The following is a 9,349-nucleotide window of genomic DNA, read 5'->3' on the forward strand; positions in this document are numbered from 1 at the left end:
CATGACCATCTTGAAAAACGTCGATCTGGACAACGGCACCGTCGAGGTCACCGAGTACAGCGCCACCAATGCCGCTCTGGCGCAACTTCGTGTGAAATACGCCGAAGTGCCGGACGCAAATACCGAAGAGGGCTATGCGTTCATCAAGGACGGTATCAAAGAGCTGACCTCCCTGCGCACCAGCCTAGAGGCCGCGCGCAAGCGCGAGAAGGCACCGTACCTGCAGGCCGGACAGATCATCGACACAGAAGCGAAGCGCATCACTGCTGAACTGGCGGCCCTGGAAGACCCGATGAAGGCTGCCAAGAAAGTGGTGGATGATCGCGTTGAGCGTGAGCGCCGGGAGCGTATTGCGCGATTGCAGCAGAAGGTCGATGCGATCAAGGCCATGCCCGCGCAGGTTCGTGGCCGGTCCAGCGACGACATCAGTGCGATGCTGGATCGCGTCGGCGAAATCGACGCAACCCACGACTTCTACGACCTGACGAAAGAAGCCGTAGAGGCCCGCCAGGCTGCTCTGGACGAGCTAACTCAAATGCTGACCGATCGCCTGGCCTTCGAGCAGGCGGAGCGTCAGCGGCAGGAGTTGGAAGCCCAGCAAGCCGAAATGCGCCGCCGCATGGAGGAGCAACAGGCGGAAATGCGCCGGCAGCAAGAGAAAATGCAACGCCAACGCGAAGAACTGGCGCGCCAGCAGCAGGAGCTTGCTGCCGCGCGCCAGCAGCTCGCCGAGCAGGGCACGCCCGTCGCTGTCGAGCCGGAGGCGCCGAAGGCCGAGGTTGCACCAGCGCCCGCCCAGATCAAGCCCGCCGGCAAGGCAGCAGAGCCCGGCGCTATCCAGTGGCGCGCCCGCGTCGTCGATAAAAGCGCGTTCATCGCCGCCATCGCCGAAGGCCTGGCTACCGAGGACTTGCTCGTTGTCGACCAGCCGGCCCTGGACAGCCTGGCCAACAGCAAGGGCCAAACGCTGAATCTGCCGGGCGTGATCGTCGAAAAGGCCCCCGCGAAAGCGGCCTGACCATCCACCTCGCGCCGGCCACGCCGGCACAGTTCTAGGGAACGAGAATGACCAGTATCGACTGGAGCATCGCGCCTCATTGGGCGCAGGCAGTGGTCACTACCGAGCACGGCAACGATATGTACTGGGTTGAGGGATGGGGCTGCCGGATCAGCAAACGCCAGCGTGTGGGCAACCTGCGGCCAGACTTCCACACCTGCGATATGACCAAACTGGGCCACGTATGGCTACTGGTGGAACGTCGTCCTGTGGCTGATGAGGCAAAGGAGCCTGTCATGCAGTGGAACGGCCAAGACGGCCTGCCGCCGGTCGGCGTGGAATGCGAATACAGGCACATGATCTGGCCGGAGTATCGGCGCTGTGAAATTCGGTACATCAGCGACGAGTCGTTAGTTGCGTACGACAACGGCCAAGAACAGTACTACCGCACGCACGACATGCTGTTCCGCCCGCTCCTCACCCCCGAGCAGATCGCCGCCCAGGCTGTCGATGCCATGCTCAGCGACTACCAGTACAAGGTTGGTTCCTGTACGCACATGCTCACGCGCGAACAGGCTGAACGGTTGTACGCCATCGGCTACCGCAAGCTCCCCTCCTCCTAATCCACTCCCCCAGCCCCTCCGAACCGCCAGCGCCGGCGCCCACCGCCGGTGCGGCATCCGGGTGCGCGTTCGTTGAGCGCGCAGCCTGATGCCCAACCACCGAGGACAGACCATGCTCACCAACATTTTCGACTTCGAAACGACGGGGATTCCCGAGTGGAAGTTGCCCAGTGAAGACCCGTGCCAGCCCCACATCGTAGAAGTTGCCGCTCTGCTCTGCGATGCCGCCGGCAACACCATCGATCGCTTCGAGGCGATCGTGCGACCCAACGGCTGGGAAATCACCCCCGAAATGACAGCGATCCACGGCATCAGCCACGAACAGGCGATGGATGTTGGCATCAGCGAGGCCGAGGCTCTGGAGGGCTTTCTTGCGATCAACGGCCGCGCTGCCCGCCGCGCGGCGCACAACATCAGCTTCGACGACCGTATCACTCGCATCGCGCTGATGCGCTACCAGGACGATGAAGCGGCCAACGCATTCAAGGAATCGGGTGAGAAGTTCTGCACCTGCTATCGCTCCCGCGCACAGGTCGCGCTTCCCCGCAACAAGTTGCCGACCTTGGCCGAGGCATACAAGCACTTCACCGGGGAGGACCTGGTAGAGGCTCACCGCGCGATGCCGGACGCCGAGGCCTGCGCCCGCATTTACTTCGCTTTGCAGGGAGTCGATGTAGCGCCGCCCAGCTCGGTGCCGCCGGCTGAGACGGAGGCCTGAGTCATGGCACGCGGAGTGAACAAGGTCATCCTGGTCGGCCATCTGGGCCAGGATCCAGACGCAAGATCCACCCCCAGCGGGAAAGCAGTCACGTCCCTCAGCCTGGCCACCAGCGAAAGCTGGAAGGACAAGCAGACCGGCCAGCAGCAGGAGCGCACCGAGTGGCACCGGGTGGTGCTATTTGGCCGACTGGCCGAAATCGCAGCGCAATACCTGCGAAAGGGCTCCCAGGTCTACATCGAAGGCAGCCTACGCACCCGCAAGTGGCAGGGCCAGGACGGCCAGGACCACTACAGCACCGAGGTAGTGGTGGACATCAACGGCAACATGCAACTGCTCGGCGGCAAGCCTGAGCAGGCAGGCCAGGCGCGTGGCCCTGGCCCTGGCCCTGGCCGCGAGCCGCCACCGCGGCCGACCACTCACCACCAGCCGCAACCGGCGACCGACTACGACAGCTACGACGACGACATCCCCTTCGACAACCCCTACCGCAGGCTCTGGCGCATCGTCTGAGCGCCGGGCCGCCCGGAGACAGCACCATGTGGTTCCGCAACCTACTGATCTACCGCCTCACCCAACCCATCGACACAACGGCCAGCGCTCTGGAAAGTGCCCTGGCGAGCAAACCAGCGCGCCCCTGCGCCTCCCAGGAGTTGACCACCTACGGCTTCGCGCCGCCGGTCGGCAAGGGTGACGCACCGCTGGTACGCGAGGCGAACGGATTCTGGCTGATCTGCTGCCGCAAGGAGGAGAAGATCCTGCCTGGCAGCGTGGTCAACGAAGCACTGAAGGAGAAGGTCGAAGAGGTCGAGGAAACCCAGCAGCGCAAGGTCTACAAGAAAGAGCGCGACCAGTTGAAGGACGAGATCGTCCAGACCCTCCTACCGCGCGCGTTCACCCGCCGCAAGCGCACCTTCGCCGCAATCATGCCGGCGCAAGGCCTGGTGATCGTGGACACCGCCACGGCGAAGGCCGCCGAGGATCTGCTGTCGACCTTGCGCGAAGCCCTGGGCTCTCTCCCCGTCCGACCGATCGCAACCAAGGTTTCGCCGACGGCAACCATGACCGAGTGGCTGCGAAGCCAAGAAACTAATGCGGGTGGCGACTTCTGGCTGTGCGACGGCGCCCTGCTCCGCGACACCGACGAGCAAGGCAGCATCACCGCCAAACACCAGGACCTGACCAGCGACGTGATCCGCCAGCACCTCGACTCAGGTAAGAGCGTCACCAAGCTCGCTCTCGCCTGGAAGAAAGACCTCTACTTCGTACTCGACGAGGGTCTGGTGATCCGCAGCCTCCGCTTCGACGACCTGCTGCAGGAGCGGGCACTGGACGACGCTGGTAAGGATTCCGACGAGTTCGCACAGGCCGACGCCAGCTTCGTCCTGATGATGCTCACCTTCCAGCAATTCATCCCCGAGCTGCTGGTAGCACTGGGCGGCGAAGAAGTTCCCGTAGGCGTCTGACCACCTCACCAACATAGGAGGCAGCCATGCCTATCCGCCATTCCATCATCCACCTGATCGACAAGAAGCCCGACGGCACCCCGACCGTGCTCCATGCGCGCGACGCTGAGCTGGGTAACTCCCAGGTCATCGAGAACCTGCTGGCCGACCTCAACGAAAGCTACAACGCCAAGAACAAGGCCTGGGGCTTCTTCCAGGGCGAGTCCGGGGCCTACCCGTTCAGCGGCTGGCTCGGCGAGTACCTGGAAGGCGACCGCGACTTCGTGGGGTTCAGCCGCGAGGCGGTGGAACACCTGCAGAAGCTGATGGAAGAGTCCAACCTCTCCACCGGCGGCTACGTACTGTTCGCCCACTACCAGCAGGGCATGACCGACTACCTGGCGATCGCCCTGCTGCACCACAGCGAAGGGGCGGCGGTGAACGAGTCACTGGACGTCACCCCGTCGAGCCACCTCGACCTCGGCCAGTTACACCTGGCGGCGCGAATCAACCTCTCCGAGTGGCGCAACAACAAGCAGTCGAAGCAGTACATCTCGTTCATCAAGGGCAAGGGCGGGAGAAAGCTCTCCGACTACTTCCGCGACTTCATCGGCTGCCAGGAAGGGGTCGATTCGCCGGGCGAGACGCGCACCCTGCTGAAAGCCTTCAGCGACTTCGTGGAAAGCGAGGGCATGGCCGAGGAACAGGCCCGCGAAAAAACCGTGTCGCTGGTCGACTACGCCACCGCGCAGGCACGCCTCGGTGAGCCGATGACCCTCGACGCCCTTTCCGAACTGATCGACGAACAGCAGCCACGGGCGTTCTACGACTTCATCCAGCACAAGGACTACGGCCTGTCGCCGGAGATCCCGGCGGACAAGCGCACCTTCAACCAGTTCCGCCGCTTCACCGGCCGCGCCGAAGGCCTGTCGATCAGCTTCGAGGCACACCTCCTCGGCACCAAGGTGGAGTTCGACTCAGGCTCCGACACCCTGCTAATCCACGGTCTGCCGGCACATCTCGCCAGCCAACTGAAGAAGGTTGCAGCGCAGAAGCAAGACGGGGCGATGAACGCGCACGGATCTCGCGAGGCTCAGCCGTGAAGCAGGCCCCGTCGACGATGCAGAACGAAACGCTCGGGCACATCCGAGCGTTCTGGGCGGAGAAAGGCTACGCACCCACCGTCGCAGAACTGGCAGCCAAGGCCGGCGTCCGCCAGTTCGCCATCCAGCAGCGCCTGACCGCCCTCGAGAACAAGGGCTACATCCAGCGTGACCCGAAAGTGGCGCGCAGTATCCGCCCGCTCTAACGCCACCCGCCGAGCGCCCCACCCGGGGCGCTTTCTCTTCCAGCAAGCACGCACCGGACGCCGCCCTGTGGGCGATTCAACCATGCCTCGTGGGCCGCCCTGTCAGGCAGGGCGGCGTCCAGTGCCTGTTCACGGAGTACTGACGTACTTCTAGCGGGTCGCGTACAGCCTAACGACTCTGGGTGTTGAGAACCTCATAGTTACGATCTGCATGCGCCTTGGTTACCCAAGTGTTCTTTGTCGACCTGGCTTGAGCCTTGGATCCGCTCAAAGTTTGGACCACTCGTCCCACGGCCTTCGATGCAACAAGTGCAGCGCTTTCAACCTTTGTCGGAGAACCCCGATAGCCTGCGGCAGACCGAAAATGATTGAGGATGATGTCTTGCTGATAAGCAGGTGTTTGCTCTCCACCGATTGTTGATGCACCCACCGTCTCATACCGGTAATAGACCTTGGTGTCATCGAACACGATCTCGACGATTCTGAAGTCAGGCATCTCTCCTCCCTGATCCGGCCCCATGCCGGGCCTTCCAAATCTAACTCCAACGACATCACTGCGCCATCACGCATAGCGCAGTGCGTCCTCACGTTCGCGAAAAGGAACCCGCCGCATGATCAAGCGCACTCTCTACCACTTCCACTTCTGCTGCGGCCTGGGCGGCGGTGCCGCCGGTTTCAACCGGGCGCGCCCGCGGGTCGGCAACGTCGAGGCCGAATGGGTCTGCCTCGGCGGGATCGACGTGGACCCGGCCGGATTGCGCGACTTCGAGCGCCTGGCCGGTGTCCCGGGCACCCTGCTGGACCTCTTCACCCGCGACCAGTACGTGCGGTTCCACGGCAAGGAGCCGCCGACAGGCTGGCGGGAGGCCACCCCCGAGGATGTGCGCCGCGCCGCCCAGGGCAAGCGCCCGGACGCGGTGTTCATCTCCAGCCCCTGCAAGGGGGCCTCCGGCCTGCTGTCCGAGAAGTTGAGCCTCACCCCAAAATACCAGGCACTCAACGAATTGACTCTGCGCTGCATCTGGCTCATGGGCGAAGCCTGGGCCGATGACCCGGTGCCCCTGATCGTCTTCGAGAACGTCCCGCGCCTGGCCAGCCGCGGTCGGCACCTGCTGGACCAGATCAACAGCCTGCTCGGTGGCTTCGGCTACGCCGTGGCGGAAACCACTCACGACTGCGGCGAACTCGGCGGCCTGGCCCAATCGCGCAAGCGCTTCCTGCTTGTCGCGCGGCACGTCGAGAAAGTGCCGCCCTTCCTATACGAGCCAGAGAAGAAGTCGCTCCGCGCCGTCGGCGACATCCTCGGCCGCATGCCGCTTCCCGGCGACATTGAGGCCGCAGGCCCGATGCACCGCGTGCCGTCCCTGCAGTGGAAGACCTGGGTGCGCCTCGCCCTGGTGCGAGCCGGCAGCGACTGGCGCAGTTTGAACGACCTGGCCGTTGAGGACGGCTACCTGCGCGATCTGATCATCGTCCCGAAATATCAGGCAGGCTACATGGGCGTTCACGGTTGGAACGACAGCATGGGCACCATCGCCGGCCGCAGCGGCCCCACGAACGGGGCGTTCTCGGTAGCGGACCCGCGCGCACCGGCAAACGCTATGCAATACCAGCAGTACGGCGTCCGCCGCTGGACCGACACCTCCGGCGCCATCATCGGCGTCAAGTCGCCCGGCCAGGGCACGTACTCCGTCGCCGATCCGCGCGGGCAGAGCTTCGGCAAGTACCCGGTCACTGACTGGGACGGTCCGTCCGGCACCGTGATCGCCGCCAGCACCACCGGCCAGGGCGCTTTCGCCGTGGCTGATCCGCGCCACAGCGGCCCTGCCAAACACTCGAACGAGTTCCGCATCGTGCCTTGGAGCCGCCATGCACAAGCGGTTACCAGTGCCCACGGCACAGGGCAATGCGTCGAAGACCCGCGGGTGCTCAACCGGACGAAGGGAGACTCCTACCTCACCGGCGGCCACTACGGAGTGGTGGGCTTCAACCAGTCCGCCGGCGCAGTGTCGGCCAGCGCCAGGCACGACAATGGCCGGTGGAGCGTCGCCGACCCGCGCATGCCGGCGGCGAACGACCGGCTGACCTGCATCATCCAGTCGCTGGACGGCACCTGGCACAGGCCGTTTACCACCCTGGAACTCGCCGCGCTGCAGAGCTTGGTCGACCCCGAAGAGCAGTTGGTCCTCGACGGCCTGAGCGACAGCGACTGGCGCGAGCGCATCGGCAACGCCGTACCACCGGCCGCGGCCGAGGCCATCGCCGGCGTGATGGGCACCACCCTGCTGCTGGCCGAGCAGGGCGAGACGTTCATGCTCAGCAATACGCCCATCTGGGTGCGGCAGGTAGCGGTGGGGTTGAGTGTGGATCAGAAAGAAGAGCGGCCCTGAAAAGGGCCGCCGCAATAAACAGTTGCACTACAAAATCACTGGTGGATCCCGTTAGATTGGGGATTCCTCATCAGAGGCCAGGCGCTTCACGTCGTCCCGGGGGACAACGGCAAGAACCGACTTGAAAGGGCCGTAAACCACGTACTTGTCCCCTTCGACCTCGACCTTCACGGCCGTATCGTAGATCTGGGTGTGGCCATCGTTATCTTCAATTGCTACTGCCATTTGCATCTCCTTGCTCCGGCCCCATGCCGGGCTCCCGAACCTACCCCACTCCATGCCATTGCGCCAGCAGGCGAGAGGTACTCCTATGTCCGCAGAAAACAACAACTCCGCCATGACGACGAACCAGAACCACCCCGACGATCACCTCCTGATGTTCCAGGACGAGGCCTACGCGCTTGGCCGCGCCCAGGGGCGCCTGGACGTGTTCCGTTTCGACCTGCACCTGGAGCGCCAGCGCCGGTTCAGCGAACGCACGTTCGGGCCAGGGTCGCGCGCCGCCGGCGTCATCGACCACATCCGCAAGGAGCTGCGCGAGATCGATGAAGCCCCTGGCGACCTGGCCGAGTGGATCGACGTTGTGATTCTCGCTCTGGACGGGGCTTGGCGTACCGGCGCCACTCCGGCGCAGATAATCGACGCCCTGGTCGCCAAGCAGACGAAGAACGAGGCGCGCACCTGGCCGGACTGGCGCACGGCGCCGGCCGACAGGGCAATCGAGCATGACCGAGCGGACGAGCCGGTCGACGACAACACCTACTTCGTCATGCGCAACGCCGGCGGCGCCGTGTTCGTGAAGCACGGCCCGTTCTTCGTGAGCCAGGGCGGCCTGACGGAGGACTGGGGGAAGAACTGGAAGCGCATCAGGGCCGGCAGCCTCAAGCATGCCCGCCAGGTCGGGGAGGAGTTGCTGCCGTGACCCAGCGCATCTACCTCGCAGGCCCCATGACTGGCCTGCCCGAACACAACTTCCCCGCGTTCCACGCCGAAGCCGCGCGCCTGCGAGGCCTCGGGTACCAGGTCGAGAACCCCGCCGAGCACGGCGAGATTCCGGGCTTCGAGTGGGCCGACTACCTGCGGCTCGACCTGCAGAAGCTGCTCACCTGCCAGGCAATCGCTCTGCTGCCCGGCTGGATGGACTCGAAGGGCGCCAGGCTGGAGTTCACCGTAGCCACCAATCTGGGAATGCGCGCTCTGCACGCGGAGCACATCACCGGTCCTGCGGAGGATGCGCCATGACCGACCTCTTCTACCTGCAAGACAGCCGCAGCAACGTCGGGAGCCGAGCAACGTTCTGGCGCGCCGGCGGCGGCTACACCACCAACCTCGACGAAGCCGAGACGTTCACCAGCGCCCATGCCGTTCGGCAGTACAAGTGCCGGGAAACCGATCTGCCCTGGCCGGTCGACTACGTGCGCGCCCGGGCCGAGTACGGCGTCGATCACCAGGACCTGGACCTGTCCCGGACGCAGGCACTCGCCGGCGCGCCGGCGGACGACCGCATCTACGTCGCCTACGACAGGGACTGGGACGGCAACTGCCTGGTCTGGGTACCCGAGGCCGCCGGCCGGACATCCAACCTGGCCGCCGCACGGACCTGGCCGCTCGACCACGCCGGCATACTCACCGCGCGCGGGCGCGCGCCCTGGCCGAAGTCCTACATCGACCAGCATGCCAGGCCTGTTGCTGTGGCGGCCTCCCTCAACCACAAGCAGGCCCTCCGGCTGTGCGGCCTGAAGTTGCCCAAGCAGGCGCTGGACAAGAGCGCCCAGCCCACCCTCTTCACCTGAGTACCGCAATGAACCGCCCCACCATCTGCCGCACCACAGGCCAACGGATAGGCCTGTGCAAATGCTTCCGCTGC

At 64.7% G+C, this 9,349-nt stretch carries 13 protein-coding genes; 11 read left to right on the forward strand and 2 right to left on the reverse strand.

Annotated elements, in window-relative coordinates; all coding sequences use genetic code 11:
- Nucleotide 1: 1 nt before the first annotated feature.
- The 7 genes from HMPREF1224_RS20245 (at nt 2) to HMPREF1224_RS20275 (ending at nt 5,092) form a co-directional block, all read left to right on the forward strand.
- On the forward strand, nt 2-1,018 hold the full coding sequence (locus HMPREF1224_RS20245; RefSeq protein ID WP_010793323.1) for a coiled-coil domain-containing protein: 1,017 nt from the start codon (nt 2-4) through the stop codon (nt 1,016-1,018).
- A 47-nt stretch (nt 1,019-1,065) separates the two neighbouring features.
- A complete protein-coding gene (locus HMPREF1224_RS20250) occupies nt 1,066-1,620 on the forward strand; it encodes a hypothetical protein (RefSeq protein WP_010793324.1) in 555 nt (184 codons plus the stop codon).
- A gap of 112 nt (nt 1,621-1,732) precedes the next feature.
- Complete coding sequence (locus tag HMPREF1224_RS20255; protein ID WP_010793325.1) at nt 1,733-2,338, forward strand: 3'-5' exonuclease; 606 nt, start codon at nt 1,733-1,735, stop codon at nt 2,336-2,338.
- Nucleotides 2,339-2,341: 3 nt separating this feature from the next.
- On the forward strand, nt 2,342-2,851 hold the full coding sequence (ssb, locus tag HMPREF1224_RS20260; RefSeq protein ID WP_010793326.1) for a single-stranded DNA-binding protein: 510 nt from the start codon (nt 2,342-2,344) through the stop codon (nt 2,849-2,851).
- Between the two features lie 26 nt (nt 2,852-2,877).
- Complete coding sequence (locus HMPREF1224_RS20265; RefSeq protein WP_010793327.1) at nt 2,878-3,804, forward strand: recombination-associated protein RdgC; 927 nt, start codon at nt 2,878-2,880, stop codon at nt 3,802-3,804.
- A gap of 26 nt (nt 3,805-3,830) precedes the next feature.
- A complete protein-coding gene (yejK, locus tag HMPREF1224_RS20270; protein WP_010793328.1) occupies nt 3,831-4,886 on the forward strand; it encodes a nucleoid-associated protein YejK in 1,056 nt (351 codons plus the stop codon).
- A 17-nt stretch (nt 4,887-4,903) separates the two neighbouring features.
- Entirely contained in the window at nt 4,904-5,092 is a 189-nt protein-coding gene (locus HMPREF1224_RS20275; RefSeq protein ID WP_019486610.1) for a LexA family protein, read from the forward strand.
- A 169-nt stretch (nt 5,093-5,261) separates the two neighbouring features.
- Here the strand turns inward: HMPREF1224_RS20275 and HMPREF1224_RS45350 are convergent, their stop codons facing one another.
- Nucleotides 5,262-5,588: a hypothetical protein gene (locus tag HMPREF1224_RS45350; RefSeq protein ID WP_124117754.1), complete on the reverse strand. Its 327-nt coding sequence runs from the start codon at nt 5,586-5,588 to the stop codon at nt 5,262-5,264.
- A 115-nt stretch (nt 5,589-5,703) separates the two neighbouring features.
- On the opposite strand from HMPREF1224_RS45350, the gene HMPREF1224_RS20280 reads away from it, so the two are divergent.
- A complete protein-coding gene (locus tag HMPREF1224_RS20280; RefSeq protein WP_010793156.1) occupies nt 5,704-7,482 on the forward strand; it encodes a DNA cytosine methyltransferase in 1,779 nt (592 codons plus the stop codon).
- A gap of 51 nt (nt 7,483-7,533) precedes the next feature.
- On the opposite strand, the gene HMPREF1224_RS45355 is transcribed toward HMPREF1224_RS20280, so the two are convergent.
- Nucleotides 7,534-7,707 carry a hypothetical protein gene (locus HMPREF1224_RS45355; RefSeq protein ID WP_010793157.1) on the reverse strand — a complete coding sequence of 58 codons (174 nt, stop codon included), beginning with the start codon at nt 7,705-7,707 and terminating at the stop codon, nt 7,534-7,536.
- 85 nt (nt 7,708-7,792) lie between these two features.
- Here HMPREF1224_RS45355 and HMPREF1224_RS20285 point away from each other — a divergent pair, with 85 nt between their 5' ends.
- From HMPREF1224_RS20285 to HMPREF1224_RS20295, 3 genes are read left to right on the forward strand one after another with little or no spacing between them, the layout of a single operon-like run.
- Complete coding sequence (locus HMPREF1224_RS20285; protein ID WP_010793158.1) at nt 7,793-8,404, forward strand: dATP/dGTP pyrophosphohydrolase domain-containing protein; 612 nt, start codon at nt 7,793-7,795, stop codon at nt 8,402-8,404.
- Complete coding sequence (locus HMPREF1224_RS20290; RefSeq protein WP_003160553.1) at nt 8,401-8,724, forward strand: DUF4406 domain-containing protein; 324 nt, start codon at nt 8,401-8,403, stop codon at nt 8,722-8,724. Before HMPREF1224_RS20285 ends, HMPREF1224_RS20290 begins: the two co-directional genes overlap by 4 nt.
- Nucleotides 8,721-9,275 carry a hypothetical protein gene (locus HMPREF1224_RS20295; RefSeq protein ID WP_010793159.1) on the forward strand — a complete coding sequence of 185 codons (555 nt, stop codon included), beginning with the start codon at nt 8,721-8,723 and terminating at the stop codon, nt 9,273-9,275. The genes HMPREF1224_RS20290 and HMPREF1224_RS20295 overlap by 4 nt, the downstream gene beginning before the upstream one ends.
- Nucleotides 9,276-9,349 lie beyond the last annotated feature (74 nt).

The organism is Pseudomonas sp. P179 (assembly GCF_000478485.2).
Lineage (GTDB): Bacteria > Pseudomonadota > Gammaproteobacteria > Pseudomonadales > Pseudomonadaceae > Pseudomonas > Pseudomonas aeruginosa.

Excerpts from the sequence above, each read along its gene's own strand:
- HMPREF1224_RS20285 (WP_010793158.1), top strand. The coding sequence starts at position 7,793 with ATGTCCGCAGAAAACAACAACTCCGCCATGACGACGAACCAGAACCAC.
- HMPREF1224_RS20280 (WP_010793156.1), top strand. The coding sequence starts at position 5,704 with ATGATCAAGCGCACTCTCTACCACTTCCACTTCTGCTGCGGCCTGGGC.
- HMPREF1224_RS20250 (WP_010793324.1), top strand. The coding sequence starts at position 1,066 with ATGACCAGTATCGACTGGAGCATCGCGCCTCATTGGGCGCAGGCAGTG.
- ssb (WP_010793326.1), top strand. The coding sequence starts at position 2,342 with ATGGCACGCGGAGTGAACAAGGTCATCCTGGTCGGCCATCTGGGCCAG.
- HMPREF1224_RS45350 (WP_124117754.1), bottom strand. The coding sequence starts at position 5,588 with ATGCCTGACTTCAGAATCGTCGAGATCGTGTTCGATGACACCAAGGTC.
- HMPREF1224_RS20265 (WP_010793327.1), top strand. The coding sequence starts at position 2,878 with ATGTGGTTCCGCAACCTACTGATCTACCGCCTCACCCAACCCATCGAC.
- HMPREF1224_RS20255 (WP_010793325.1), top strand. The coding sequence starts at position 1,733 with ATGCTCACCAACATTTTCGACTTCGAAACGACGGGGATTCCCGAGTGG.
- HMPREF1224_RS20275 (WP_019486610.1), top strand. The coding sequence starts at position 4,904 with ATGCAGAACGAAACGCTCGGGCACATCCGAGCGTTCTGGGCGGAGAAA.
- HMPREF1224_RS45355 (WP_010793157.1), bottom strand. The coding sequence starts at position 7,707 with ATGGCAGTAGCAATTGAAGATAACGATGGCCACACCCAGATCTACGAT.
- yejK (WP_010793328.1), top strand. The coding sequence starts at position 3,831 with ATGCCTATCCGCCATTCCATCATCCACCTGATCGACAAGAAGCCCGAC.
- HMPREF1224_RS20295 (WP_010793159.1), top strand. The coding sequence starts at position 8,721 with ATGACCGACCTCTTCTACCTGCAAGACAGCCGCAGCAACGTCGGGAGC.
- HMPREF1224_RS20245 (WP_010793323.1), top strand. The coding sequence starts at position 2 with ATGACCATCTTGAAAAACGTCGATCTGGACAACGGCACCGTCGAGGTC.